This is a genomic window from Streptomonospora sp. PA3, from assembly GCF_009728995.1.
Taxonomy (GTDB): Bacteria; Actinomycetota; Actinomycetes; order Streptosporangiales; family Streptosporangiaceae; genus Streptomonospora.
Genome location: NZ_VTZW01000003.1, coordinates 272,197 through 296,956 on the forward strand (window position 1 = coordinate 272,197; position 24,760 = coordinate 296,956).

Consider the following 24,760-nt stretch of genomic DNA (forward strand, 5'->3'; position numbering starts at 1 on the left):
CCGGCGTCCCGACAGACGAGGAGAGTAAAGGCAGGCAGATGCCTACTGCTACCGCTGAGTTCGTTGAGCCGCGCGGCGCTTCGCCGCCCGGCGATGTGCCCTCCACGGGTGCGGCGTCGTATCGTGAGGCAACGGTTGCCCCACGGGAGGCCAGCACAAGGAGGCAGGCGGGCTTGAATCAGGGCCAGGAGACACTCGACGAGCAGGGGGCTCGGTTCGAGCGGGACGTGCTCCCGTACTTGGACCAGCTGTACTCGGCGGCGTTGCGCATGACCCGCAACCCCTCTGACGCCGAGGATCTCGTCCAGGAGACGTTCGCCAAGGCGTTCGGTTCGTTCCACCAGTTCAAGCAGGGAACGAACCTGAAGGCGTGGCTGTACCGCATCCTCACCAACACCTTCATCAACTCATACCGCAAGAAGCAGCGCGAGCCCAAGCAGGCCGGCACCGAGGACGTCGAGGACTGGCAGCTCGCTCAGGCGGCGTCGCACTCCTCCTCCGGGCTGAAGTCGGCCGAGGCCGAAGCGCTGGAGCACCTGCCCGACACCGACGTCAAGCGTGCCCTGCAGGACCTGCCCGAGGACTTCCGCATCGCCGTCTACCTCGCCGACGTCGAGGGCTTCGCCTACAAGGAGGTCGCCGAGATCATGGAGACCCCGATCGGCACGGTGATGTCGCGGCTGCACCGCGGTAGGCGCCAGCTGCGCTCGATGCTCGAGGAGTACGCGCTGGAGCGCGGGATCCTGGATTCGGAGGACGGCGAGGGTATCGCGGTCGAGGCCAACACCGGGTCGAGTCGGAGGGACCAGCGATGAGCTGCGGAGGAGAGCACGCTACCCCGTGTAGCGAGGTCCTGGCGAAGGTCTACTCCTACATCGACGGGGAGCTCGAGGAGAGCAACTGCGCCGAGATCCGCGAGCACCTCGACGAGTGCGGCCCGTGCCTGGCGGAGTACGGCCTGGAGGAGGTCGTCAAGAAGCTGGTGGCCAAGCACTGCGGCGCTGACCCGGTCCCCGGCGACCTGCGCGACAAGGTGCTGCACCGGCTGGAGGCGGCCCGTGCCGACCTCCAGGTGCGGGAGAGGGCCGAGTAGGCGCTCCCGGCGCCGGGGGGGCGGAGCGGGAGCCGAGCGCCCCGGTCGATTCCGACAATGCGCCCGAAGTTTCTTGAATGAGTTCTGCGTTGGCGAAAGTCCGCAGAACACCCGGAATCAAGATCAGTCCGGCGGCCTGTCAGACGGGCCGCCGGTTTTTTCGTCCTGCCTCCTTCTCCGGCCGATGTGCGGCACCGGCCGCGGCGGCGGGTTTTGGTCAGCGGATGCACAGGTGTCCGCGGTGGCGACGAGTCGACACGCCCGAAGCCGGTCGGGTTCAGGTCAAAAAATGGTCGATTCTATTGTAGACGATATACCGCATGCTGTGCACGTTCGGTCACTCTCTGTTGTAAGCGGAGGTGGGGGTGGTGTTTCAAGACGGGAGAAATCCGGGCGGCGCAGCCGGGTGCGGGGCGGGTGCCGTCGTCGGAGGCGACTTCGGAGAGTGATCGAATTTACTACGATGGAGCTTCGGAATTCCGTGATCCGAAAAGCGTGCGCCGGTCGCCGGTCGGCGGTGCCGTGCGGATCGGGCCAGGGAAATCGCGCCCCCCGTACAGCCCGTTAAACTGGACGCCATATCCACCGTATGGGGTAATTCGCGCGCCGTACCGGGGGTTCCGGTCCGGAGGGGGTCGGAGCGGCGCGCATGGACCGGAAAACAGGGGGGCTGCCGTGGGCTTGCTCATTTCCCAAATGGTGCATCAGGGAATCATGGCGACCGGGTTCATGTCCTGCGTGAACGGGTGGTGCTGGTGGTAGAACGGAATCGATGAAACCATGGCGGTTCGGTCGGCTTTGGGGTGGGAGGTACCAGAAATTGCGTGCCCTTCCGGGAGCGGCACGGGTCTACATCGGGCTCGTGGTCCTCAGCGCCGTCGCCGCGATAGGACTCGGCCCGCACACCGGGATCGATCCGGCCACGCTCGCGCTCGTCGTGGTGCTGTTCGTGGTCACCGAGTCGATCAGCACCGCCATGCACAACGGAAAAGCGGGGATCTCGCCGAGCGCAGCGGCGTCGCTGGCCGCGGTCGTCCTGGTCGGACCGGTCGGTGCGGCCGCCGGCGCCCTGTGCTCGGCGCCCTTCGTGCTGCGGCGGCAGAACATCGTCAAGCGGATGTTCAACGGCGGCCAGCTCGCCCTGGTCGGCTACGCCGCCGGACACGCGTTCCTGGCACTCGGCGGTGAGGTCGGCCCGCCCGACCGCGCCGACTTCCCGTGGATACTGCTGCCGTTCTGCGCGGCGCTGGGCGTCTACGGCGTGGGCAACGCCGTGCTGATGGGCCTGCTGATGTGGTGCCTGGGCGTGGTGCGCCTGGAGCCGCCGCGCCGGGTCCGCTGGCGCACCCTGGCGACCCTGGAGGGGGCGTCGCTGGGCTACGGGATGCTCGGACTGTTCATCGCGGCCGTGTGGGGCGTGATCGGCGCGCCGGCGATCCTGCTGGTGCTGCTGCCGCTGTTCATCGCCCGCTGGGCCTTCGACCAGTGCATCGCCGAGCAGCGCGCCCACGAGGCCACGCTCGCCACGCTGTGCCAGGCCGTCGAGACCAAGGACTACTACACCCGCGGGCACTGCATGCGCGTCTCCAAGGGAGCGGGGATGATCGCCCAGCAGCTGGGCATGCACGCCGAACGCGTGCAGACCATCCGCTACGCCGGCATGCTGCACGACGTCGGAAAGCTGGGCGTGCCCACCAAGGTGCTGCAGAAGCCCGACAAGCTCACCGAAGAGGAGTTCGCCGCCATCCAGCTGCACCCCATGCGCGGCTATGAGATCGTCCGCGAGATCGGCTTCCTGGACGAGGCCCTCGCCGGGATCATGCACCACCACGAGCGCATGGACGGCCGCGGCTACCCGATGGGGTTGGCCGGCGGCGACATCCCCGAGTTCGCGCGCATCATCGCCGTCGCCGACGCCTTCGACTGCATGACCTCCACCCGCTCCTACCGCAAGGCCCGCAGCATCGAGGAGGCCTTCGCCGAGCTGCGGCGCGGCGCCGGCACCCAGTTCGATCCGACGATGGTCGCCGCACTCATCGCGGCCGTCGACCGGGAGGGCTGGGAGCTGCCCGACGCCGTCGAGCCTCCCGGCGACGACTCCGCGGTGGTGGCCCAGCAGGACCACGACGACCCGAGCGTGCCGCTGCGCGTGGCCGGGGAGGCGGAGCGGTGACCGCGCACGCCACGCTCACGCGACCTGCTCGCGCAGCCGAGGCCGGGCACAGGGCCGGCCGGCGCCGCCCCGGAGCCCTCAGGAAAGGCGCGAGCCTATGACACAGGAGCAGCGATCCGCGGGCGAAGGCGGACCGGCCGTCCGCGCCCGCGAGGAGATCAGCACCGAGGAGCTGTACAAGCGGGTGCCGCGCCGCCGCGGTCCCTGGCGCGTCCTCGACGAACCGGCGCGCGCGCTGGTGATCGCCACGGCGGCGGCCTTCGCCGTCGGCTCGCTGCTGTGGACACTGGTCACCGGGTTCGTCGAGGCCGAGGCCGCGCTGGCCTTCGGCGTGCTGATCGCGCTGGGGGAGCTGGCGCGCATCACCCTGCCGGGCAACCGCGAGGTGGCGCCCGTGGCCTCGGCCGGGGCCATCGGCTACACGTTCCTGCTCACCATCGGCGGCGCCGACGTCCACCACTCCGGCTGGCAGGTCCTGGCCGTGGTCACGGTCGGCTTCGCGCTGGGCGAGCTGCCGCACATCGCCGCCGGACGCACTCCCGAGTGGAGCGACCTCGCCCGGCGGATGATGGTCATCGTGGTGATCACACTGGGCTTCCGCCCCTTCGCCGGCGACCTGTCGCCCGGCTCGGAGGAGTCGGAGTGGTGGCCGGCGCTGGGCCTCATGGCGGCCCTGGTGCTGGCGGGATGGCTGACCGACGCGGTCATCGCCGCGGCCATCCGCGCCGAGCGGCTGCGCACCCGCTTCACGGTCGCGTTCCGCGACGAGCTGCGCGCGCATGCGGGCCTGGGCATGGCCATCGGCTCCTCGGGCATCCTCATCGCCCTGGCCAGCACCATCACAGGGCTCGCGGGCCTGCTGGTGTTCACCGCGCCGCTGCTGGTCACTCAGGTCGCCTTCCGCAGGTTCGCCGAGGTCCGGCTCACCTACCTGCAGACCGTGCGGGCGCTCTCGCGCGTCACCGAGGTCGGCGGCTACGTCGCCACCGGGCACTCGCGCCGGGTCAGCCGCCTGGCCAAGTCGATCGGCTGCGAACTGGGCATGCGCGAGTCCGACCTGCTGGAGCTGGAGTACGCCGCCCTCATGCACGACATCGGCCAGCTGTCGCTGCGCGACCCCATCGCCAGCGGCGCGACCGTGTTCGCCCTGCCGCGCGAGCAGCGGCGCATCGCCGAGCTCGGCTCGGCGGTGATCCGCGAGACCGGCGTGCTCGACTCGGTGGCCGAGCTGGTGCGCCGCCAGTGCGAGCCCTACGCGGGCGACGGCGACGACGGCCCGCCGCCCCTGGGCAGCCGGATCATCAAGGTGGCCAACGCGGTCGACGACCTGGTGGGCGAGTCCGCCGATAGCGAGCGGATGCAGGCGGTGCTGGAGCGGCTGCGCATGGACGGGTTCGGCGAGTACGACCCCGAAGTGGTCGAGGCCGCCGCCCGCGCCATCGAGCGCGCCGCCGCCCGGTGGTGAGCCGGCCGCCCGACTCCGCGCCGCGCCCGCGCGCCCGTGCCGCCGCTCCCGGTGCCGTAAGACGGGCGCTTTCGGGGTAGGCGTCCCCGGGCCGCGGTGTCAGGCATGTCCGACGGAAAGGGGGCACGATGGCTGAGATCCGCTCCGAGATGGTCGCCAGCGTCTACGAGGTGGCCGTGCGGCCGGGCGATGAGCTCGACGACGGCGACACCCTGTTCGTCCTGCAGGCGATGAAGATGGAGGTCCCGGTACGCGCCGAGGACCATTACCGGGTGGTCAGCGTCGAGGTCGGCGAGGGCGACACGGTCCAGGAGGGCGACCTGCTGGCCGTCGTCGAATAGCCCGGGCCCGCCGCCCGCGGGTCCGGGCCGCGGCACGGCGGCCGCCTACGTCCTGTTTGAGAAGTCGGTCACCACAGGAGGTTGCGGCAATGGGGCTGGGTTGCGCGAATCCCGCCCGTCACCCGCCACCGCCCCTAACGGAGGCGCTGCGCGCCACGTACCTGTTCTGGGCCGGCTTGCCGCCGAGCGCACGGCGTTCCTTTGTGCCGGAGGCCCGCCCCCGGTGGTGCGGCTCCACCTGGGAAGAACCGCGTGCGCTCGGCGGCAAGCTGCGACCGCGCTACGCGAGACACGCCCATTGCCGCAGCCGCTGTGGTGGCCGTTTCGTGTGGATCCCGGGGGTTCCTCGCTGTGGCGCCGCTGAGGAACCCCCGAGAACCACGCGCAGCCGGAACCCGAGAGGCTGCGGCAATGGGGCCGGGATGCGCGAAGCGCTGTGCGCCGGCTTGCCGCCGAGCGCACGGTGCTCCTTTGTGCCGGAGGTCCGCCCCCGGTGGTGCGGCTCCACCTGGGAAGGATCGCGTGCGCTCGGCGGCAAGCTGCGACTGCGCTACGCGAGGCGCGCCCATTGCCGCAGCCGCTGTGGTGGCCGTTTCGTGTGGATCCCGGGGGTTCCTCGCTGTGGCGCCGCTGAGGAACCCCCGAGAACCACGCGCAGCCGGAACCCGAGAGGCTGCGGCAATGGGGCTGGGATGCGCGAAGCGCTGTGCGCCGGCTTGCCGCCGAGCGGCGGTGCACCTTTGCGCTTGAGACCCGCCACCGGTGGTGCGGCTCCACCTGGAAAGGATCGCGTGCGCTCGGCGGCAAGCTGCGACTGCGCTACGCGAGGCGCGCCCATTGCCGCAGCCGCTGTGGTGGCCGTTTCGTGTGGATCCCGGGGGTTCCTCGCTGTGGCGCCGCTGAGGAACCCCCGAGAACCACGCGCAGCCGGAACCCGAGAGGCTGCGGCAATGGGGCCGGGATGCGCGAAGCGCTGTGCGCCGGCTTGCCGCCGAGCGGCGGTGCACCTTTGCGCTTGAGACCCGCCACCGGTGGTGCGGCTCCACCTGGAAAGGATCGCGTGCGCTCGGCGGCAAGGAAAAATGTGACGCGCAGCGTCTCCGATGGGGCGGCGGCGGGCTGACGGGCGGGCCGCGCTACGCGAGGCGCACCCGTTGCCGCAACCCCGATGGCGACCGCCCCAGGCGGTACCCGGCGGGTTCCTGGAAAAGCCGGCGCCCCCGCTGTTCTTAAACACTGCCTAGCCGTCGCGGACCACGGTGTTCTGGCCGGCGTGCAGCAGCCAGCGGCCGTCGTCCTGCTTGGTCATGACATAGAGCGGGGAGCCCTCGTAGGGGTCGTCGGAGTGGTCGACCTGGCGGACCTTGACGGCGGCGACGTCGGGCCGCAGGAACCGGATGTGCCGGGCCTCGTAGGTCACCTTGCCCGTCCCCTGCGCGTCGGGGAGCACCGCCCGGGTGAACTCGGCGATGGCGTCGCGTCCGACGAGCACTCTGCCGTGCGCGGTCGTCCAGACGGCGTCGGGGTGGAAGAGCGCGAGGAACCCTTCGGCGTCCCTCGCGCGCTGGGTGCGCTCGACGCTCGCGACGACCTGCTTGATGGCTTCGACCTCTGCTGCTTCGGTGTCCATGCGGACCAGCTTGGATCCTCAAGCTGAGTTGAGGTCAAGGGCGCGTGCCGCGCGGGTCCCCGCAGCGGGCGGGCCCGGGCTGTAGCATCGGCGACCATGATCACCGAGGGACTCCGCGGCACCGCGGAGCTGGTGGTGGGCCGGGAGGACACCGCCGCCGCGCTGGGCAGCGGGGACGTCGAGGTACTGGCGACGCCGCGCGTGCTGGCGCTGGCGGAGGCCGCCACCGTCGCCGCCACGGCCGGCGAGCTGGAGGAGGGCCGCACGACCGTGGGCACCGAGGTGGCGCTCTCCCACCTGGCCGCCTCGGCCGTGGGCGCCCGGGTGCGCGCCGAGGCGCGCCTGCGCCGCGTTGACGGCCGGCGGCTGTTCTTCGACGTCACCGTGGCCGCGCGGGACGGGCGCACCCCGCTGGCCAGGGGGAGCGTGGAGCGCGTCGTCGTCGACCGCGCCCGCTTCACCGCCGCGGCGCGGTCCTGACGCGCGCCCGGACGCGGCCGGGCTCCGCGGGGTACCGCGTGCCTCCTCCGGCCTCAGACCCCCATCGTCTTGCGCGGGTAGACGTTCTCAGGGTCGGTGGCGATGTTGACCATGTAGGGCACCCCGGAGTCGAAGGCGCGGCGCAGGGCCGGGGCGATCTCCTCGGGGTCGGTCACCAGCTCGCCACCGCCGCCCAGCGCGCGCACGACCTCGTCGTAGCGCGTCTGCGGGCTCAGCTCGGCGGCCACGTCGTAGCCGTAGAGCATCTGCATCGGCGCCTTCTCCAGCCCCCAGATGCCGTTGTTGCCGCAGACCATCACCACCGGCAGCCTGTGGCGCACCAGGGTGTCGACGTCCATCAGCGAGAACCCGGCCGCGCCGTCGCCCATCAGGGTCACCACCTGCGCCGAAGGGCGCGCCAGGCGGGCGGCGATCGAGTAGCCCATCGCCGTGCCCAGGCAGCCGAAGGGGCCCGGGTCGAGCCACTGGCCGGCGTGCTTGGGCTCGACGTACTTCCCGGCATAGGAGACGAAGTCGCCGCCGTCGCCGATGACCACGGCGTCGTCGTCGAGCAGGCGGTTCAGCTCGCCGTAGATGCGCGCGGGGTGGATCGGGTCGGCGCCGCTGGCCAGCGCCTCGGCGTCGGCGGCCGTCGCCGCGTGGGCCGCCTCGGCGATCTCGGTGCGCCAGCGCGCGGCGGCCGCGGTGAGGCGGGCGGCGTCGGCGATGCCGCGCAGGGCGGCGGAGAGGTCGCCCCAGACCGCGGCGGCCGGGGTCATGTGGTCGGTGACCTGCTCGGCGGAGTCTGCGACGTGCACCACCTTGGCCAGCGGGTAGCCGTCCTTGCCGCCGAAGAGGCCGTGGCCGAGCCGGAAGTCCAGCGGCGTGCCCACCACCACGACCAGGTCGGCACGGCCCAGGGCGGCCCCGCGCGCCCGGTTGGCCAGCAGCGGGTGCCCGCCCGGCAGCACGCCGCGCCCCTGCCCGTTGGTGATCACGGGCACGCCCAGCGCCTCGGCGGCCTCCCGCGCCGTCTGGGCGGCCCCGTCGAGCCAGACGTCGGAGCCGTAGACGAGTACCGGCCGCTCGGCCTCGCTGAGCAGCCGCGCGGCCTCGCTGACGCGCCCGGGGTCGGGGGAGCGGTCGGCGGGTTCCGGCGCCCCCTTCAGCTCGGTCTCGGCCTGGTCGTAGAGGCGGTCCATCGGCACGTCGAGGAAGACGGGCCCGCGGTGGGCCCCGTTGGCCAGCCGCGCCGCCTCGTCCACCGCCGCGCCGATGCCGGCGGTGTCGTGGACGGTCCAGGCGCGCTTGGTGACCGGCTCCAGCAGCGGCGGCTGGTCGAGCTCCTGGAGCAGGCCCTGGCCCCACCGGCTGTCGGGGGCGCGCCCGCCGACCAGGATCAGCGGAGAGCCGCTGAAGCGGGCGGTGGCGACGCCGCTGACGGCGTTGGTGACCCCGGGGCCCGCGGTGACCACGGCCAGCCCGGCGCGGCGGGTCAGCTTGCCGATCCCCTCGGCGGCGAAGACGGCGGTCTGCTCGTGGCGGACGTCGACGAGGCGCATCACGGGTTCGGGCTTGACCGCGCCGTCGTAGAGCGGGAACACGTGCCCGCCGCTGAGGGTGAACATGGTGTCGATGCCGTGGTGGCGCGCGACCTCGACCGCGTGCGAACCGCCGTGCCCGCTCAGGCGGCCGGTGAACGGAGCGGGTTCGGGAACCGGGGGCGTGGACATGGCGGCGGCACACTCCTTCGTGGGCGGCGGACGACACGGCGGGCTACTCGCCGGTAATTTATCAGTCTCCGGGTGATCCGCCCCACACGGGTGCGGTGGACCACCGAGGACAGTCGGCACCCCAGTCCTCCGGCGCCGATCTTGTACCTGTGGTCCCTTGTGAACGCTCACAATGACCACAGGCACAAGATCAGCGCCACGGGGCAGTGACCGGTGACCGCACAGCCCGGGCGGGTCCGGAATCAGTCCTCCTCGGGCGGGCGCAGCCGGGTGACGAACTTGTAGCGGTCGCCCCGGTAGAGCGAGCGCACCCACTCCACGGGGTGGCCCTCGCCGTCGAAGCTGTGCTGGCAGTGCAGCACCAGCGGCAGTCCCACGTCCACCCCCAGCAGCCGGGCCTCGTTCGGCGTGGCCAGCACGGTCTCGATGGTGGCCTCGGCCTCGACCAGCCGGACGTCGTAGGCGCTGGCCAGCGCCTCATACAGCGACGCGTAGCGGTCCAGCTGCCGGCGCAGGCCCGGGAACCGCCGCGCCGCCAGGTGCGCGGTCTCCACCGCCATCGGCTCCCCGTTGGCCAGCCGCAGCCGCTCGATGCGCAGCACCCGCCCGCCCGAGCGGATCGCCAGCAGCTCGGCGAGCTGGTCGTCGGCGTTGATGTAGCTGACGTCGAGGATGCGCGTGGCCGGGTGCAGGCCGTGCGAGCGCATCTCCTGGGTGTAGCTGGTCAGCTGCAGCACCTGAGCCACCTTCGGCTTGGCGACGAAGGTGCCCTTGCCCTGGATCCGCAGCAGCCGGCCCTCGACCACCATCTCGGTCAGCGCCTGGCGCACGGTCGTGCGGGAGGTGGCGAACTGGGCCGCGAGCGCGCGCTCGGGCGGGACCGGGTTGCCGGCGGGCATGGCCTCGATGAGATCCAGGAGCAGCTTCTTGACCTGGTAGTACTTCGGAACTCGGTGCCCGTCTTCGAGCGCTCGCTGACCCGTCACGTCGGACTCCTCCACCGCTTCCCGGTCGCTATTGGTGTGGACCACTGGTCGAGTGCGTTCCTATGAGTATGCCTGCAACCGTGGGATGATTTGTGAGTGCCTCACCTCAGTGATCTCATCCGGCGCTACACGGCACTGAAGACGGCGGATCTGGAGTGGTTCCACTCCCTTGTATCGGACTGGCAGCTGCTGGCCGACCTGTCCTTCGCCGATCTGGTGCTGTGGGTGCGCCTGCGCGACGACAGCGGCTGGGTGGCCGTCTCGCAGATGCGCCCCACCACCGGTCCCACCGCCTTCCAGGACGACCTGGTCGAGGCGGTGCTGCGCGACGACACGGTCGAGGCCGCCACGGGCGCCCGGCTGGCGGGGCGGCGCACGCTGATCGACCGCGCGTGGAACGAGGGGCGCATCTGCCGCGAGGGCGACCCCGACTGGTCGGGCGGCGTCCCGGTGCGCGAGGAGACCATTCCCGTGCGCCGCGCGGGAAAGCTCATCGGGGTGATCCAGCGCAGCACCAACCTCAGCTCGGCGCGCACGCCCAGCCGGCTGGAGCTGACGTATCTGCAGAGCGCCAGCGACCTGGCGCAGATGATCTCCGAGGGAGAGTTCCCCTTCAGCGATCAAGGGCCGCTGATGGTGCGCTCACCGCGCGTGGGGGACGGCCTGCTGCGGCTGGACCAGGACGGCGAGGTCGTCTACGCCAGCCCCAACGCGCTCTCGGCCTACCGCAGGCTCGGCCTGACCGCCGACCTGGTGGGAGCGCGCCTGGACCGCACCACGCTGGAGCTGGCGGCCGCCGCTGACGCCCGCGACGAGTCGCTGACCTGGACCGCCGGCGGGCGCGTGCCCCAGGAGGCCGAGGTCGAGGGCCGGGGCTCCACCATCCAGCTGCGCTCCATCCCGCTGGTGGTGGGGGGCGTGCGCATCGGCGCACTGGTGATGGTCCGCGACGTCACCGAGCTGCGCCGCCGCGAGCGCGAGCTGATGACCAAGGACGCCACCATCCGCGAGATCCACCACCGGGTGAAGAACAACCTGCAGACGGTCGCGGCCCTGCTGCGCCTGCAGTCGCGGCGGCTGGACGTCCCCGAGGGCCGGGCGGCCCTGGACGAGGCGGTGCGCCGGGTCGGCTCGATCGCCATCGTGCACGAGATGCTCTCCCACACCCCCGACGAGGTGGTGGACTTCGACGACATCGCCGACCGCGTCATCGAGATGGCGGCCGAGGTCTCCTCCACCGAGGCCGCGGTGGTGCCCCGCCGCACCGGGCACTTCGGCCTGCTCTCGGCGCTCGTGGCCACCCCGCTGTCCATGGTCCTGGCCGAACTGGTGCAGAACGCCGTCGAGCACGGGCTGCGCTACGGGGACGGCAGGATCGAGGTCCGCGCCGAGCGCGACGACGCGCCGTTGGGCGAGGAGCACAACGGCGGCCGGCTGCTGATCGAGGTCACCGACGACGGGGGCGGACTGCCCGACGACTTCGACATCGAGAGCACCGCGAGCCTGGGCCTGCAGATAGTGCGCACGCTCATCGTCAGCGAGCTGGACGGGTCGCTGGAGATCAAGCCGCAGGAGAGCGGCGGCACCAAGGTCGCGATCGAGCTGCCGGTGGAGCGCCACTTCGGGCCCTACGCGTGAGCTTTCGCGAGGAGGAAAACGGCGGGAAAGGCGCTTCGCTTCACGAGCGGGCGCCGGCCGAGCCCTCGACCAGGGGCGTTGCCGCGGTGGGGCACCCCGCGCCGCGCGCGGAATGCCCCATCGCCGCAACCGGCCGGTCGGAGCCGGGTCCGGCTCGGGAGGTACGGAAAAGGCGGGGCGGAACGGGTCGGGCTCGGCGCCGGTCCGCAAGCCCGGGGGCGCGGTGACCGGGCGAATCGGGCCGTGCCATGCTGGGGGCCGTGGAGACGGAGCTAGGAGCGCGCCATGGCGACCGGCGTGCGGCGGCGCTTCAGCGCACGGCGCTCGTCCTCGCTCATGCCGCCCCACACACCGCCGTCCTGGCCGGTTTCCAGGGCCCAGCGCAGGCACGCGGTGCTGACCGGACACGCCCGGCACACCTCTTTGGCCTCCTCGATCTGGATGAGGGCCGGACCGGAGTTCCCGATCGGGAAGAACAGCTCGGGGTCCTCGTCACGGCAGGCGGCGTGGTGACGCCAGTCCATGCGGATCACTCCTCACGGTGAGGGAAGCGTGCGCTTTGTGAATGAATTCACTAAGTCGGCGGCGACCAGGCGCAAGTCATCGTTGACTCCCGGTCCGGCGTGCGCCCAGATGGCGGGCGCCCAGGGGTCCGGTGATCGGACGGAGCCGCGCCGTGCTCCCTGACCTCGGAATCTCCCTTTTACTCGCCCGTAACGTGCGGCGACACTTTGAGCGTGACAGCATTGATCGACGCATGCAAGGGCGCCTGTAAACCAACCTGGGCGACGCCGTGTCGTGTGCGTCACAGGCGTTATCGGCGGGTTATTTCCCGCTTCTTAACCGACGATTCGTAATGCCTTCGGTACGGATTCGAGATTGACCTGTTTCCGGTGTCCGAGGTATTCGCCGTCGATCTGGAATGCACGCGGCGCGCGCGATGTGATGCTGATCGCACTCTGGTCGTGCCAGGAGACGTAGCCCGGCCCGTAGGGCGGCACCCCCTTGTGCGAGAGCATCTGGCGCAGCAACTGGGCGGTGCGGACGGTGTTCAGCTGGGTGAGCGCGAACAGGTCCAGGCCCAGGCCGAACCGCGAGCGCGGCGTGGGCTGCACCGGCACCGACCCCGCATAGGTCCACGGCGTCGTGTTGGTCACCAGGGCGAAGTACAGGTCGTGCACGGGATCGTGGCCGGGCGCGGCGATGCGCAGCGAGGGCACGTTCGCGTCGCCGCGCAGGAACAGCTTCAGCGCGACGGTGATGTAGAGCCCCGGCGACGCGCGCCGGCCCCCGCGCCGCAGCCGGTCGACCTCGTGGACCACGTCGGCGTCCCAGCCGAAGCCCGCGCAGAAGGTGAAGTAGCGGTCGTCCTCGTCGGAGCGCAGCCGCCCCAGACCCACGGTGCGCCGCTCTCCCGCGCGCGCCGCCTCCAGCATCGCCCCGGTGGCCTCGACGGGATCGGTCGGGTGCCCCAGCGCCCGGATGAACACGTTGGCGCTGCCGCCGGGCAGGGCCGCGAAGCTGGGCCGCTCCAGGGTGTCGGGGGTGGCCAGCAGGCCGTTGACGATCTCGTTCACCGTGCCGTCGCCGCCCAGGCTGATGACCAGCTCGTAGCCCGCCTCCGCCGCCTGCCGGGCCAGCTCGCGCGCGTGGTCGCGGTACTCGGTCTGGGCGACGTCCAGCTCCATCTCGCGCGCGATCGCGCCGACGAGGACGTCGCGAGACCGGGGCGTGGTCGTGGTCGCCTGCGGGTTGACGATGAACAGGGCGCGCACGCGGCCCAGTCTAGAGCGCGGCTCCCGCCGGCCGCGCCCGCCCCCGCCGAGGTCGCGGCGGGGGCGGACGCGGCGACCCCCGTCGGCGAACTAGGCTGGAACGTGTCTTCGCGCCCCATCACCATCACGCTCGCCGCGGCCGTCCAGGCCCTGGTCGCCGCGGCCGTCGCCGCGGCCGGCGGCTACGTGCTCGTCACCACGCTGCTGGGCCGTGCCGCCGACGTCGGAACGGCGATCCCGCTGACCGCCTTCGCGCTGCTCGCCGCCGCGGCCGCGGGCTACTGCGCGTGGGGGCTGCTGCACCTGCACAACTGGGCCCGCAGCCCGGTGGTGCTCACCCAGCTGTTCGTACTCGTGGTGGCCTACTACATGTACACCAGCGGCCAATACGCGGTCGCCGCCGTCATGGTGGCGGTGGCCGCCGCCGGCCTGGCGCTGGTGCTGGCGCCGTCCACCACGGCCACGCTGTTCCCCGACGGCACCGTGCGCCGCGGCGGCTCGGCCGACGAGGAGTAGGCCCCGCCGACGGCGGCCGAGGGCGTCCTCGGCCGTCCTGGCACTCTGTGCGGCCCTTCACGGGCCTCGGCGGGCGCTCAGTCGTCGGTGGTCAGCGCCTGGCGCAGCTGCGCCAGCGTGCGGGCGAGCAGCCGGGAGACGTGCATCTGCGAGATGCCCAGCTCTTGGGCGATCTGCGACTGGGTCATGTTGCCGAAGAAGCGCAGCAGCAGGATCCGCTTCTCGCGCGGCGGCAGCTGCTCCAGCAGCGGCTTGAGCGACTCCCGGTACTCCACGCCCTCCAGGGAGTCGTCGACGATGCCCAGCGAGTCGGCCACCGCGGGAGCGTCCTCGTCCCCGCTGTCGGGGGCGTCCAGGGACACCGTGGAGTAGGCGTTGGCCGACTCCAGGCCCTCCAGGACCTCCTCCTCGGTCATGCCCAGGTGCTCGGCCAGCTCGTGGACCGTGGGCGCACGGCCCTCGCGCTGGGAGAGGTCGCTGACCGCCTTGGTCAGCGACAGCTTCAGCTCCTGCAGCCGGCGCGGCACCCGCACGGCCCAGCCCTTGTCGCGGAAGTGCCGCTTGATCTCGCCGACGATGGTGGGCGTGGCGTAGGTGGAGAACTCCACCCCGCGGTCGAGGTCGAACCGGTCGATCGACTTGATCAGCCCGATCGTGGCGACCTGGGTGAGGTCGTCCAGCCACTCGCCCCGGTTGCGGAAGCGGCGCGCCAGGTACTCGACCAGGGGCAGATGCAGCTCGACCAGTTCGTCGCGGATGCGCTGCCGTTCGGGAGCGTCCTCGGGAAGCTCGCTCAGGCGTTCGAACAACTCGCGCGCACGGGCGCGGTCAGGCACCGCGTGCTCCGTCTTCGCCGTCAGAGCGGGCCCCCTCTCGCTCACGCCGTCTCCGCCACGCCGCGCCGTTTGTGCAGCACGATGGAGACGCGGTCCTCGGGGCCGGTATCAGCGTCGACCTCTCCGGCCAGGGCCGAAAGAACGGTCCAGGCGAAGGTGTCGCGCGCGGGGAGCCGGCCGTCGGCTGTCAGCACCGAGACGGAGATGCGCATGCCGTCGCCGGTGAGTTCGAACTCGGTGGTCAGGTCGGTCCCCGGCAGTGCCTGGGTGAGCAGCATCGCGCACGCCTCGTCGACCCCGATGCGCAGGTCCTCGATCTCGTCGAGGGTGAAGTCGAGTCGGGCCGCCAAGCCCGCCGTCGCGGTGCGCAGCACGGACAGGTAGGCGCTGTCGGCCGGCATCCGGACCGTCACAGCGTCCCGCACCTCCGTTGCACCCGGCGACGGTGCGGCGGTTTCTTCGGTCACGTGCCTCCTCCGGGAAGCGAGTTTGCCGCTTGAGTGAAATCTATCTTGTTTGGATCCCCGTTCGGTGCACAGACCGCCGCCCGTGTCCCGTACCGGCCCCACGCCCCCTTGTCTCGGACACGTCCGAAAGTGCGCACACCGGCGGGATGCAGCGCATGCCACTCCGATGCGCGGCCGGATTCGATCCGGTATCCACGGATTCGGCGGGGGAGGGGTGTGTTGCGCCCCCGCGTCGCGGTGAAGGTGCCCTCAGTCGCACTCTGGGCGTCGAGAGTGGCGCCGGGCTTGGCGGATCATGAACCGCCTGTCCGGCCGGGACGATCGGCGACGAAGGTGCCCCGCTGCGGCAGCGTGACCACCCAGCCCTCCTCGCGCAGCAGCGCGACGGCGCGACGCGCCGTCTCCCGGGCCACACCGTGGTCGGCCACCAGTTCCGATTCCGAGGGGATGGGGTCGCGCGGCTTCAGAGAGCCGGACTGGATCTGTTCACGAATAGCACGCGCCACCTGCTGATACAGGGGTGTGGGGTCGAAGCGGTCAACCTGCATATTCGGACGTTAGCCACGACCCGTCGGTCCCTCATATGGCAGACGTCCTAGACAAGGCAGACGTGGCATATGTATGGTCGAGTCTTGGTCCGTGAAAATGCGGAACCCCCGCGACGCGTGACCGCGCGCCCGGGGGCCATGGCCTACCTGAGAAAGCAGGCAGACATGCGAATCCTAGTAGCCGTGCTGGCGGCTCTTGCGAACCTCGTCCGGCCCGGCCGCGGAGTCCGGTCGGCGGTGGGGACGGACGCCCGTCCACGGCCGGTGCGCCCCCTACGCGTCATGCGGGCCGCGCGCGTCCGCCCCTACGTCTTCGACCGATCCTTCCCCGCCCACGACGACGTCCTCTCGCCGGTCCCGCCGTACGTGCTGCTTTGGGAGCGCGGCAGTGGGGCGGAGCGACTCGCGGCGGCTATCGGCGGTGTCCGATGATCTACTTCTCCGACTGCTGGGAGCGGCCCGACGAGGCGCATGCCGACGCGCTCTACGACACCCTCAGCGACGCACTCAAAGAGCGCGGTCACACCCCCGCCCAGCGTGCCCGTGCCCAGGACAACGCCGATGCGGCGTTCGGCGTGCTGGACATGTGGCTGCGGTCAGGGGGAGTGCTGCCGTCACCGTGGCGGCGCTGCCCGCGGTCCGGCGGCGGCGGTGAGGCGCAGGCGGGCTGAGGCCGGCTCCCTGCCCCACGCACGGCCGGGGGCGCTACTCCGCCGAGTCCAGGTAGCGGCCCAGGACCTCGGCTTCGGCGCGGAGGCGGGCGGCGGCATCGTTCCGGCCGAGCTGCTCGTACTCCCGCGCCGAGGCCGTGCGCTCCTCCGTCTCGCGGGCGACGATCGCGCGAACCTCGGCCGCGGACAGCACGCGGCGGTCGGCCTCGGCCGCGCCGACCCCCGCGGCCGCGCCCGCCACGTGCTCACTGCCGGCGGCGGTGTCCACCGCGCCGGCCTCGATCGCCTCGGCGTTCTCGAGGGCGGCCAGCGCGGAGCGGAGTGCGGCGGCGGTCGTCTTGTCGCGGTTCTTCAAGGCGGCCGTCAGGTCCCGGCGCATAGCTCTACGCATGCGCCGGAACCTAGCCCACCCGATTCCTCCGGTCGAACCGTTTTCGGCCGCTCGGCTCAGCCCTGGCCCGCGGCGCCCAGCTCGCGCAGCGCCTCGCCGTCGAGGCGGAAGACGGTCCACTCGTCCATCGGCCGGGCGCCCAGGGACTTGTAGAACTCGATCGACGGCGTGTTCCAGTCCAAAACCCACCACTGCAGGCGGTCGTAGCCGCGCTCCACGCACAGTTCGGCCAGCGTCTTCAGCAGGGCCTTGCCGTAGCCGCGGCCGCGGTGCTCCGGGCGGACGTAGAGGTCCTCCAGGTAGATGCCGGGGTTCCCGGTCCAGGTGGAGAAGTTGCGGAACCACAGGGCGAACCCGGCGACGATGGCCGGGCCGCCGCCCTGGGGCTCGTGTTCGGCGATGTGGGCCCCGGCGACGGCGTCGCCGCCGAACAGGGCCTCGTGGAACTGGGCCTCGGTGGCCACCGCCGCCTCGGGCTCCTTCTCGTACTCGGCGAGCTCGCGGACCAGGCGGAGGATGACGGGAACGTCGTCGGGGCGGGCGGGGCGGATCACGGTTCTCCTCGAAGTTTCTCGGCGAAGGCCGCCGACCGGCCGTCCGCGCGGCCCCGGCGGCTCACAGGACCTTGGACAAAAACGCGCGGGTGCGCTCGTGCCGGGGGTCGGAGAGCACGCCGCGCGGCTCGCCCGACTCCACGACGACACCGCCGTCCATGAAGACCAGCTTGTCGCCGACCTCGCGGGCGAAGCCCATCTCGTGCGTCACCACGATCATGGTCATGCCCTCCTCGGCCAGCCCCTTCATCACGTCGAGCACGTCGCCCACCAGTTCGGGGTCGAGCGCGCTGGTGGGCTCGTCGAACAGCATCAGCTCCGGGTGCATGGCCAGCGCCCGGGCGATGGCCGCGCGCTGCTGCTGGCCGCCGGAGAGCTGGCGCGGGTACTCCGGCGCCTTGTCGGCCAGCCCCACCCGGTCCAGCAGCTCCAGTGCGCGCTCGCGGGCCGCCGAGCGCGGTTCGCCCTTGACCCGGACGGGCGCCTCCATCACGTTGCCCAGCACCGTCATGTGCGGGAACAGGTTGAAGTTCTGGAAGACCATGCCGATGCCGCGCCGCTGGCGTGCGACCTGGCTGTCGTGCAGCTCGTAGAGCTTGCCCGCGCGCTGCCGGTAGCCCATCAGCTGGCCGTCGACCCACAGCTTGCCCGCGCTGATCTTCTCCAGGTGGTTGATGCAGCGCAGGAACGTGGACTTGCCCGAGCCGGAGGGGCCCACGACGCAGGCGACCTCGCCGCGGCGCACCTCCAGGTCGATGCCGCGCAGCACCTCCAGGCGGCCGAAGGACTTGTGCACGTTCTCGGCCACGACCATGCGGTCGTCTCCGGGGCCGGTCACCACACCGGCCTCAGCGGTGTTCTGGGTCAACTCGCCGTCCTACTCGCTCTGAACACTCGGTGCGGCGCCCCGCCCGGCTCCGCCCGCGCCGCGCGCGCTCCGGTCGGAGCGGCTGAACGCCTGCTCCAGGTAGTACTGGCCCGCCATCATCACGCTGGTGATCGCCAGGTACCACAGGCAGGCCGCCACCAGCATGGGGAACAGGTTGAAGGTGCGGGCGCCGATCTGCTGCAGCTGGAAGAACAGCTCGGTGGTCAGCGGGATGGCCGACACCAGGGAGGTGTCCTTCATGATCGCCGTGGCCTCGTTGCCGGTCGGCGGGATGATCACCCGCAGCGCCTGGGGCAGGGTGATGCGCCGCAGCACCAGCCCCTGGTTCATGCCCAGCGCCTGCGCGGCCTCGGTCTGGCCCTTGTCGACCGAGAGCAGGCCGGCCCGCACGATCTCGGCCATGTAGGCGCCCTGGGACAGCGACAGCGCGATGACGGCCGCGACGAACGGGCTGAGCAGGGTCTCCATCGGCACGGAGTAGAAGCGGGCGCCGTCCTCGAAGCCCAGAAGCGGCAGCCAGTAGTTGTCGAAGGGGATCCCGAGCTCAAGCGTCTGGTACAGGATGGCCACGTTGCCGAACAGCACGCACAGCACGATGCGCGGGACGGCGCGGAAGAACCAGGTGTAGAGCCAGGCCACGGAGACCAGCACCGGGTTGTCCGACAGCCGCATGACGGCCACGACGATGCCGATCGCGATGCCCAGCGCCAGCGACACCGCCGCCAGGATGATCGTCGTGCGCACACCGATGAGTACCGGTGCGGAGAACATCTGCTCGAACAGGAACGGCCAGTCGAACGCCGGGTTCGTGACGAGCATGTGCACGAACATCGCGGCGAACAGCAGCAGGAAGCCCGCTGCGACCCAGCGCCCGGGGTGGCGGACGGGGATGGCCTTGACGGGTTCGGGCGGGGACTGCCCGGCCGGCGCCGCGGGTCCGTGCGCCGGCCGGGGGTCGTCGGGAGTCGTACTCACGTGCCTTCTGGTGCCTTCTAGCCCTCGACGGACGGATTGACCTCGGAGGTGTCCAGGGTGCCCTGCTTGTCCAGCTCCCACTTGGCCAGGATCTCGGTGTAGGTCCCGTCGTCCATGATGCTCTGGTACCCGGCGGAGACGGCCTCGGCGAGCTCGGTGTCGTCCTTGGCGGTGATGGCGCCGTAGGGTGCGGCCTCGTACTGCTCGCCGAGCGTCTCCAGCTTGCCCTCGGTCTGCTCGACGGCGTAGACGGCGACCGGCATGTCGGCGAGGCCGGCGTCGTTGCGCCCGGAGATGATCGACTCGGTGGCCTGGTTCTGCCCCTTGTACTTGCTGATGTTGATCTTCTTCTCGCCGTTGTCGACGCACTCCTGGCTGCGGGCCTCGATGTCCTCGACCTGGATCGTGTTGGCCTGGACCGCGATGTTCTTGCCGCATGCGTTGTCGGGGTCGACGCCGGCCGGGTTGCCCTTGGCGGTGAACCACTGGGTGCCCACGGTGTAGTAGCTCACCATGTTCACCTGCTGCATGCGCTCCTCGTTGATGGTGAACGAGGAGACCCCCACGTCGTACTTGCCGGTGTCGACGCCCTCGACGATGGTGCCGAACGTGGAGCTCTGCCAGCGGGTCTCAAGGTCCAGCTTGGCGGCCACGGCGTTGAACAGCTCCACGTCGAAGCCGACCACGGTCTCGCCGTCGGGGGCCAGGAACTCGGCGGGGGGATAGGTGGAGTCGGTCCCGATCTTGACGAAGCCCTGGTCGCGGATGTCCTGGGGGACCATCTCGGCGAGCTGGGGATCGGCCTGGACCGACGGCGTGGACGTGGTGTCGACGCCGCCGTTGGCGGAACCGCCTTCGCCGCCGCCACCACCGCCGCCGCAGGCCGACAGCGCGAGCGCTGCGGCGAGGGCGCCGGCATAGCAGGGGAGGCGGCCGATACGGGCAGCCGGCGCGGTCAGGTGCTTCAGCACGGCCACGTGTCTCTCCTTCTCCGGGGCGAACGGCGTCTGGTGGTCGGCGTTCGCGTCGTCACGCTGTTGGCGGATAGCCCGAACGTGCAGCATAAACGTTCGTGCGAACGTGAATGTTTCATGGTCGGCGGCGGGGCATGTTCTTGGGGTCACCGTTATGAGATGATTGGGTAACGGGTGAACCCCGAACCACTGCGGCGCCGGGCTCGCACCGAGCCGCGGAGACCGATTCCCCATCCCGTCGGCACAGCCGGCGATGTGGCCGAGGGAGTCCGCCTAGCATCCCGAGCACCCCTGCCTCTCCGCGCGCCGCTCCGCCCATCGCAGGCGACAACGAAGCCGCGCCCGGACCCTGCCCACGCGGGCGCGTTCGCATTCAATTGAGGGGTTTTGCACAGACATGTCGACCACTGATTCCCATTCCCGGCTCGACGACGATCCGGCGTTCGAACTTCACCGCGGCGGCAAGCTGAGTGTCGAGGGCACCGTCGAGGTCGCCGACCACGAGGGGCTGGCCCTGGCCTACACACCCGGTGTCGCGCGCGTGTGCACCGCGATCGCCGACTCCCCGGAGCTCGTCGACACCTACACCTGGAAGAGCTCGGTCGTCGCCGTGGTCACCGACGGCTCGGCGGTGCTCGGGCTCGGCGACATCGGCCCGCAGGCGTCGCTGCCGGTCATGGAGGGCAAGGCGCTGCTCTTCCGCAAGTTCGCCGGGGTCGACGCGGTGCCGCTCGCCCTGTCCTGCGACGGCGTCGACGACATCGTCGAGACCGTCGAGCGCCTGGCGCCGTCGTTCGGCGGGGTCAACCTGGAGGACATCTCGGCTCCGCGCTGCTTCGACATCGAGCGCCGGCTGCGCGAGCGGCTGGACATCCCCGTCTTCCACGACGACCAGCACGGAACGGCGATCGTGACCGTCGCGGCCCTGCGCAACGCGGCCCGGCTGACCGGCCGCTCGCTGGGCGATCTGCGGGTGGTGGTCTCCGGCGCCGGCGCGGCCGGGGTCGCGGTGACCAAGATGCTGGTCGAGGGCGGGATCGGCGACATCGCCGTGGCCGACAGCAAGGGCATGATCTACGCCGGCCGCGAGGGGCTGACCCCGATCAAGGCCGAGGTCGCCGAGATCAGCAACCGTGCGGGGATCCAGGGCTCGATCGAGGGCGCGCTCAAGGACGCGGACGTGTTCATCGGGCTGTCGGCGGGTGAGATCCCCGAGTCGGTCGTGGCCTCCATGGCGCCCGAGGCGATCATCTTCGCCATGGCCAACCCCACCCCCGAGGTCCACCCCGACGTGGCCCGCGCCCATGCCGCCGTCGTCGCGACCGGGCGCAGCGACTTCCCCAACCAGATCAACAACGTGCTGGCGTTCCCCGGGGTGTTCCGCGGTGCGCTCGACGCGCGCGCCCGCGACATCACCGAGGGGATGAAGCTGGCCGCCGCGGACGCGATCGCCGACCTGGTCGGCAACGACCTCAGCGCCGACTACATCATCCCCAGCACCTTCGACTCGCGTGTGGTTCCCGCCGTCGCCGAAGCCGTGGCCGCGCAGGCCCGCCGCGACGGCGTCGCCCGAGCGTAGTCGGATCGTCATTCTGCGTAGTCGATCCGGGGCGCAGGTCACCCTCGCCCCGGATCGACCGCCCCCCTGTCTCAGAGGCAGCGCCCCACGGCGGCGACGACGAACGCCGCCCACGCGCCCGCGGGAAACCGCAGGACCGTGCCCTCAGGCACCGTGGAGTCGCGGACCCGTACGGCCCTGGCCCACCGCATCACCTGGACGCACTGGCCTCCCCCTGTTCCGCTGTAGGTGCTCGTGCGCCATCGCACGCCCAGCGGATCCTTCGCGGCCATGCCGCGCTCCCTTCATGACTCATCGGTTTCCCCCTCCTCCTCGCTCCGCAGGCGCTGCTCCGCCTCGCTGAGGACCTCCCGCGTCCTTTCGGGGTGCAGGGCCGCGGTGCGCAGGTGTTCGAAAGCGACCGTGTAGAAGGCCACTTCCTTGGCTTTCTCGATGTACAGGCTGCTGGTCAGATTCTCCACGTGCACGAGGCGGGGCGCGTGGATGTCGGATTCGGGAAACTCGAGGATGTCGAAGGATCCGTTGAGCCCCGAATGGGCGCCGGCCGCGAACGGCAGAACCTGCAAAGTCACATGCGATTTCTCATGTATGTCGAGCAACCGGCGCATTTGGCCGGCCATGACCGCCGGCCCGCCTACCGGGCGGTACAGGATTGATTCGTCCAGCAGTGCCCAGATATGTGGCGGGGAGTCGTTGAATACGACCTCTTGGCGGCGTATGCGCAGTTCGGTGCGGCGCTCGATCTCGTCCTCGGTCACCGGCGAGGGATGCGCCCGCATCAGCGCCCGCGCGTACTCCGCCGTCTGGAACAGCCCCGGCACGATCTCGGCCTGGAAGAAGCGCAGCGTGCTCGCCTCGGGTTCCAGTCCGAGGTAGACGTCGAAGCGCTCGGGCATCACGTCGCCGTAGACGTGCCACCACCCGCGGCGCCGCGACTCGCGGGCGAGCATGATCAGCGACTGGCGCAGGTCGGGGTCGGTGACCTCGTACAGCTCCAGCAGGTCGCGCACGTCGTCGGAGTTGGTGGCGACCTGTCCGCGCTCGATGCGGGAGAGTTTGCTCCCCGACCACGACATGCGGTCGGCGGCCTCCTCACCGGTCATTCCGGCGATTTCCCGCAATCGGCGCAATTCGACACCGAGGCGGCGCCGGCGGGCCGTCGGGTTGTTGGCAGCGGCCACGGGCTGTGCCTCCTGTTCGGGGGAAGGCCGGAGTGCGGCCGGGGGCGCGTGGTTTTCACAGACGGCGAGGCGGGGCCATTCCGCGCGGCACGGGAAGGTTACTCGATGCCGGAGCACCGGAAATACGCCGGTATCGGCACCGGATTCGCGCGCTCCTTTACCCGCGGCGGCGCGGCGCCGGAGCACGCCCATTGCCGGTACCGCGCGTCCGCGTTCACGGCAGTGCTCTCCGTTCTCCCCGGCTTTCCGCGAGAATGTCCCCGCACACAATTCTAGGGCCATCCTGAACCCGTCGGCGGCCCGGCTGATCGAAGACTTCCCGCCGCGCCCCGGCCGCCCGCGGGCCCGCGCCCGCACAGCGGGGCGCCCGGTGGTTAGGGTCGGGACATGTTCGCTATCACCGCAGCGCGTATCGACAAGAAGAACCCCCTTTCCGGGCTGGAGGCGGGCGAGCGGCCCGACCCCGCGCCGCCCGAGGGATGGACGACCGTCCAGGTCAAAGCCGCCGCGCTCAACCACCACGACCTGTGGAGCCTGCGGGGCGTGGGCCTGCCCGAGGAGCGGCTGCCGATGGTGCTCGGCTGCGACGCCGCGGGCCTTGACGAGGAGGGCAACGAGGTCATCGTGCACGCCGTCATCGGCGACCCCGACGCCGGCGGCGGCGACGAGACCCGCGACCCCCGCCGCTCCCTCCTCTCGGAGGTCCACCCCGGAACGCTGGCCGAGAAGGTCGCGGTGCCCCGGCGCAACCTCGTCTCCAAGCCGGCCGAGCTGTCCTTCGAGGAGGCCGCCTGCCTGCCCACCGCGTGGCTGACCGCCTATCGGATGCTCTTCGCCCGCGCCGGGCTGGAGCCGGGCTCGGCCGTTCTCGTCCAGGGCGCCGGCGGCGGGGTGAGCAGCGCGATCATCCGCATGGCCGCGGCCGTGGGCCACCGCGTCTACGCCACCAGCCGCGACGCGGGCAAGCGGGAGCGGGCGATGCGGCTGGGAGCCTACGGCGCCGTCGAACCGGGAGACCGGCTGCCGGAGAAGGTCGACGCCGTCTTCGACTCGGTGGGCGAGGCCACCTGGGGCCACTCGCTGCGCTCCCTGCGCCCCGGCGGCCGGATCATCACCTGCGGGGCGACCAGCGGCGACGCGCCTGCGGCCGAGCTGAACCGGGTGTTCTTCCTGCAGCTGTCGGTCGTGGGTTCCACCATGGGCAGCAGGGACGAGCTGCGGCGCCTGGCCGAGTTCTGCGCCCGCACCGGGGTGCGCCCCGAGATCGACCGCGTCCTGCCCCTGGCCCGCGCCGAGGAGGGCTTCGCGGCCATGGCCGAGGGCGAGCAGTTCGGCAAGATCGTCTTCCAGGTCTGAGCAGCGGGTTTCGGGGCCCGCTTGCGGTTCCTGCGCGTACCGGACGCGCAGGAACCGGCGAGGAACCCTCCGGGAACCGCCCGGGGCGGTCACCGCGGGGTTGCGGCAATGGGTGCGGACCGCGAAGCGCGGTCCGCCCGCCCGTCAGCCCATCACCACCCCAGCGGAGACGCTTCGCGTCACGGTTTTCTTGCCGCCGAGCGCACCGTGTACCTTCCAAGTCGGAGCCCGGCCACGGTGGCGGGCCCCACCGAAGGGGTGCGGCGTGCGCTCGGCGGCAAGCTGGCATCGGCGCTTCGCGCACCACGGCCCCATTGCCGCAGCCTCGGTGGTGGCGGGTTGTTCGTGGTCTCCGGGGGTTCCTCCTGGCACGTCGCCTTCGACGTTGGCGGTCTGGTGGCGGGGCCGCTCCGCTTCTCGTTGGACTCCTCTTCGGTGGTGGCGGGTTGTTCGTGGTCTCCGGGGGTTCCTTCTCGCACGTCGCCTTCGACGTTGGCGGTCTGGTGGCG

General features: G+C 71.3%; 26 protein-coding genes. 11 read left to right on the forward strand and 15 right to left on the reverse strand.

Translation table 11 applies throughout. The features are described from left to right. Positions 1–173 precede the first annotated feature (173 nt). The 5 genes from FZ103_RS01615 to FZ103_RS01635 all read left to right on the forward strand — a co-directional run bounded on the left by FZ103_RS01615 (position 174) and on the right by FZ103_RS01635 (position 5,072). The gene (locus tag FZ103_RS01615; RefSeq protein ID WP_155998196.1) at positions 174–815 is read left to right on the forward strand and encodes a sigma-70 family RNA polymerase sigma factor; all 642 of its coding nucleotides are present in this window, start codon (positions 174–176) and stop codon (positions 813–815) included. Next, positions 812–1,093 carry a mycothiol system anti-sigma-R factor gene (gene rsrA / locus FZ103_RS01620; RefSeq protein ID WP_155998197.1) on the forward strand — a complete coding sequence of 94 codons (282 nt, stop codon included), beginning with the start codon at positions 812–814 and terminating at the stop codon, positions 1,091–1,093. Before FZ103_RS01615 ends, rsrA begins: the two co-directional genes overlap by 4 nt. A gap of 820 nt (positions 1,094–1,913) precedes the next feature. Then, the gene (locus FZ103_RS01625) at positions 1,914–3,266 is read left to right on the forward strand and encodes an HD-GYP domain-containing protein (protein ID WP_255429688.1); all 1,353 of its coding nucleotides are present in this window, start codon (positions 1,914–1,916) and stop codon (positions 3,264–3,266) included. 97 nt (positions 3,267–3,363) lie between these two features. Next, positions 3,364–4,731, forward strand: a complete 1,368-nt coding sequence (locus FZ103_RS01630) for an HD-GYP domain-containing protein (protein ID WP_155998199.1) — start codon at positions 3,364–3,366, stop codon at positions 4,729–4,731. A gap of 128 nt (positions 4,732–4,859) precedes the next feature. Continuing rightward, positions 4,860–5,072: a biotin/lipoyl-binding carrier protein gene (locus FZ103_RS01635; protein ID WP_155998200.1), complete on the forward strand. Its 213-nt coding sequence runs from the start codon at positions 4,860–4,862 to the stop codon at positions 5,070–5,072. Between the two features lie 1,240 nt (positions 5,073–6,312). On the opposite strand, the gene FZ103_RS01640 is transcribed toward FZ103_RS01635, so the two are convergent. Next, positions 6,313–6,702 (reverse strand): SgcJ/EcaC family oxidoreductase, encoded by a 390-nt coding sequence (locus FZ103_RS01640; RefSeq protein ID WP_155998201.1) that lies wholly within the window; start codon positions 6,700–6,702, stop codon positions 6,313–6,315. A 96-nt stretch (positions 6,703–6,798) separates the two neighbouring features. Here FZ103_RS01640 and FZ103_RS01645 point away from each other — a divergent pair, with 96 nt between their 5' ends. Continuing rightward, entirely contained in the window at positions 6,799–7,182 is a 384-nt protein-coding gene (locus FZ103_RS01645; protein WP_155998202.1) for a thioesterase family protein, read from the forward strand. 53 nt (positions 7,183–7,235) lie between these two features. On the opposite strand, the gene FZ103_RS01650 is transcribed toward FZ103_RS01645, so the two are convergent. After that, a complete protein-coding gene (locus FZ103_RS01650) occupies positions 7,236–8,915 on the reverse strand; it encodes an acetolactate synthase (RefSeq protein ID WP_155998203.1) in 1,680 nt (559 codons plus the stop codon). Between the two features lie 242 nt (positions 8,916–9,157). After that, positions 9,158–9,901: a GntR family transcriptional regulator gene (locus FZ103_RS01655; protein WP_186355649.1), complete on the reverse strand. Its 744-nt coding sequence runs from the start codon at positions 9,899–9,901 to the stop codon at positions 9,158–9,160. Positions 9,902–9,997: 96 nt separating this feature from the next. On the opposite strand from FZ103_RS01655, the gene FZ103_RS01660 reads away from it, so the two are divergent. Next, positions 9,998–11,539, forward strand: a complete 1,542-nt coding sequence (locus tag FZ103_RS01660) for a PAS domain-containing sensor histidine kinase (RefSeq protein WP_186355650.1) — start codon at positions 9,998–10,000, stop codon at positions 11,537–11,539. A 272-nt stretch (positions 11,540–11,811) separates the two neighbouring features. Here FZ103_RS01660 and FZ103_RS01665 read toward each other — a convergent pair whose 3' ends face one another. Both FZ103_RS01665 and FZ103_RS01670 read right to left on the reverse strand, forming a co-directional pair. Then, positions 11,812–12,063, reverse strand: coding sequence for a WhiB family transcriptional regulator (locus FZ103_RS01665; RefSeq protein ID WP_155998204.1), 252 nt, complete (start codon positions 12,061–12,063; stop codon positions 11,812–11,814). A 315-nt stretch (positions 12,064–12,378) separates the two neighbouring features. Then, entirely contained in the window at positions 12,379–13,314 is a 936-nt protein-coding gene (locus FZ103_RS01670) for a diacylglycerol kinase family protein (protein WP_186355651.1), read from the reverse strand. Positions 13,315–13,416: 102 nt separating this feature from the next. On the opposite strand from FZ103_RS01670, the gene FZ103_RS01675 reads away from it, so the two are divergent. After that, positions 13,417–13,830, forward strand: a complete 414-nt coding sequence (locus tag FZ103_RS01675; protein WP_186355652.1) for a hypothetical protein — start codon at positions 13,417–13,419, stop codon at positions 13,828–13,830. 77 nt (positions 13,831–13,907) lie between these two features. On the opposite strand, the gene FZ103_RS01680 is transcribed toward FZ103_RS01675, so the two are convergent. From FZ103_RS01680 to FZ103_RS01690, 3 genes are all read right to left on the reverse strand, one after another. Continuing rightward, the gene (locus tag FZ103_RS01680) at positions 13,908–14,666 is read right to left on the reverse strand and encodes an RNA polymerase sigma factor SigF (protein WP_186355653.1); all 759 of its coding nucleotides are present in this window, start codon (positions 14,664–14,666) and stop codon (positions 13,908–13,910) included. 41 nt (positions 14,667–14,707) lie between these two features. Further along, a complete protein-coding gene (locus FZ103_RS01685) occupies positions 14,708–15,133 on the reverse strand; it encodes an anti-sigma factor (RefSeq protein ID WP_186355654.1) in 426 nt (141 codons plus the stop codon). A gap of 293 nt (positions 15,134–15,426) precedes the next feature. Then, positions 15,427–15,681: a GntR family transcriptional regulator gene (locus FZ103_RS01690; RefSeq protein WP_155998206.1), complete on the reverse strand. Its 255-nt coding sequence runs from the start codon at positions 15,679–15,681 to the stop codon at positions 15,427–15,429. Positions 15,682–16,109: 428 nt separating this feature from the next. Here FZ103_RS01690 and FZ103_RS01695 point away from each other — a divergent pair, with 428 nt between their 5' ends. Beyond that, complete coding sequence (locus tag FZ103_RS01695; protein ID WP_155998207.1) at positions 16,110–16,352, forward strand: hypothetical protein; 243 nt, start codon at positions 16,110–16,112, stop codon at positions 16,350–16,352. A 34-nt stretch (positions 16,353–16,386) separates the two neighbouring features. Here the strand turns inward: FZ103_RS01695 and FZ103_RS01700 are convergent, their stop codons facing one another. The 5 genes from FZ103_RS01700 to FZ103_RS01720 form a co-directional block, all read right to left on the reverse strand. Continuing rightward, positions 16,387–16,743: a GatB/YqeY domain-containing protein gene (locus FZ103_RS01700; RefSeq protein ID WP_155998208.1), complete on the reverse strand. Its 357-nt coding sequence runs from the start codon at positions 16,741–16,743 to the stop codon at positions 16,387–16,389. A 56-nt stretch (positions 16,744–16,799) separates the two neighbouring features. After that, on the reverse strand, positions 16,800–17,297 hold the full coding sequence (locus FZ103_RS01705; RefSeq protein WP_186355655.1) for a GNAT family N-acetyltransferase: 498 nt from the start codon (positions 17,295–17,297) through the stop codon (positions 16,800–16,802). 61 nt (positions 17,298–17,358) lie between these two features. Further along, positions 17,359–18,111: an amino acid ABC transporter ATP-binding protein gene (locus FZ103_RS01710; protein ID WP_155998627.1), complete on the reverse strand. Its 753-nt coding sequence runs from the start codon at positions 18,109–18,111 to the stop codon at positions 17,359–17,361. Between the two features lie 63 nt (positions 18,112–18,174). Then, positions 18,175–19,161 carry an amino acid ABC transporter permease gene (locus FZ103_RS01715; RefSeq protein ID WP_343233328.1) on the reverse strand — a complete coding sequence of 329 codons (987 nt, stop codon included), beginning with the start codon at positions 19,159–19,161 and terminating at the stop codon, positions 18,175–18,177. 17 nt (positions 19,162–19,178) lie between these two features. Beyond that, positions 19,179–20,138 (reverse strand): ABC transporter substrate-binding protein, encoded by a 960-nt coding sequence (locus FZ103_RS01720; protein ID WP_343233329.1) that lies wholly within the window; start codon positions 20,136–20,138, stop codon positions 19,179–19,181. Between the two features lie 394 nt (positions 20,139–20,532). Here FZ103_RS01720 and FZ103_RS01725 point away from each other — a divergent pair, with 394 nt between their 5' ends. Next, positions 20,533–21,714 (forward strand): NADP-dependent malic enzyme, encoded by a 1,182-nt coding sequence (locus FZ103_RS01725; RefSeq protein ID WP_155998210.1) that lies wholly within the window; start codon positions 20,533–20,535, stop codon positions 21,712–21,714. 71 nt (positions 21,715–21,785) lie between these two features. Here the strand turns inward: FZ103_RS01725 and FZ103_RS01730 are convergent, their stop codons facing one another. Together FZ103_RS01730 and FZ103_RS01735 are read right to left on the reverse strand one after the other, a co-directional pair. Next, positions 21,786–21,986 carry a DUF397 domain-containing protein gene (locus tag FZ103_RS01730; RefSeq protein WP_155998211.1) on the reverse strand — a complete coding sequence of 67 codons (201 nt, stop codon included), beginning with the start codon at positions 21,984–21,986 and terminating at the stop codon, positions 21,786–21,788. Between the two features lie 12 nt (positions 21,987–21,998). Next, positions 21,999–23,177, reverse strand: coding sequence for a helix-turn-helix transcriptional regulator (locus tag FZ103_RS01735; protein WP_343233330.1), 1,179 nt, complete (start codon positions 23,175–23,177; stop codon positions 21,999–22,001). A gap of 105 nt (positions 23,178–23,282) precedes the next feature. Between FZ103_RS01735 and FZ103_RS01740 the strand changes: the two genes are divergently transcribed. Further along, the gene (locus FZ103_RS01740) at positions 23,283–24,251 is read left to right on the forward strand and encodes a zinc-binding dehydrogenase (RefSeq protein ID WP_155998213.1); all 969 of its coding nucleotides are present in this window, start codon (positions 23,283–23,285) and stop codon (positions 24,249–24,251) included. Positions 24,252–24,760: the final 509 nt, after the last annotated feature.

Coding starts and splice junctions, on each gene's coding strand:
- rsrA (WP_155998197.1), top strand. CDS start 812: ATGAGCTGCGGAGGAGAGCACGCTACCCCGTGTAGCGAGGTCCTGGCG.
- FZ103_RS01635 (WP_155998200.1), top strand. CDS start 4,860: ATGGCTGAGATCCGCTCCGAGATGGTCGCCAGCGTCTACGAGGTGGCC.
- FZ103_RS01700 (WP_155998208.1), bottom strand. CDS start 16,743: ATGCGTAGAGCTATGCGCCGGGACCTGACGGCCGCCTTGAAGAACCGC.
- FZ103_RS01650 (WP_155998203.1), bottom strand. CDS start 8,915: ATGTCCACGCCCCCGGTTCCCGAACCCGCTCCGTTCACCGGCCGCCTG.
- FZ103_RS01690 (WP_155998206.1), bottom strand. CDS start 15,681: ATGCAGGTTGACCGCTTCGACCCCACACCCCTGTATCAGCAGGTGGCG.
- FZ103_RS01735 (WP_343233330.1), bottom strand. CDS start 23,177: ATGGCCCTAGAATTGTGTGCGGGGACATTCTCGCGGAAAGCCGGGGAG.
- FZ103_RS01710 (WP_155998627.1), bottom strand. CDS start 18,111: ATGGTCGTGGCCGAGAACGTGCACAAGTCCTTCGGCCGCCTGGAGGTG.
- FZ103_RS01630 (WP_155998199.1), top strand. CDS start 3,364: ATGACACAGGAGCAGCGATCCGCGGGCGAAGGCGGACCGGCCGTCCGC.
- FZ103_RS01665 (WP_155998204.1), bottom strand. CDS start 12,063: ATGGACTGGCGTCACCACGCCGCCTGCCGTGACGAGGACCCCGAGCTG.
- FZ103_RS01725 (WP_155998210.1), top strand. CDS start 20,533: ATGTCGACCACTGATTCCCATTCCCGGCTCGACGACGATCCGGCGTTC.
- FZ103_RS01740 (WP_155998213.1), top strand. CDS start 23,283: ATGTTCGCTATCACCGCAGCGCGTATCGACAAGAAGAACCCCCTTTCC.
- FZ103_RS01695 (WP_155998207.1), top strand. CDS start 16,110: ATGATCTACTTCTCCGACTGCTGGGAGCGGCCCGACGAGGCGCATGCC.
- FZ103_RS01730 (WP_155998211.1), bottom strand. CDS start 21,986: ATGGCCGCGAAGGATCCGCTGGGCGTGCGATGGCGCACGAGCACCTAC.
- FZ103_RS01645 (WP_155998202.1), top strand. CDS start 6,799: ATGATCACCGAGGGACTCCGCGGCACCGCGGAGCTGGTGGTGGGCCGG.
- FZ103_RS01640 (WP_155998201.1), bottom strand. CDS start 6,702: ATGGACACCGAAGCAGCAGAGGTCGAAGCCATCAAGCAGGTCGTCGCG.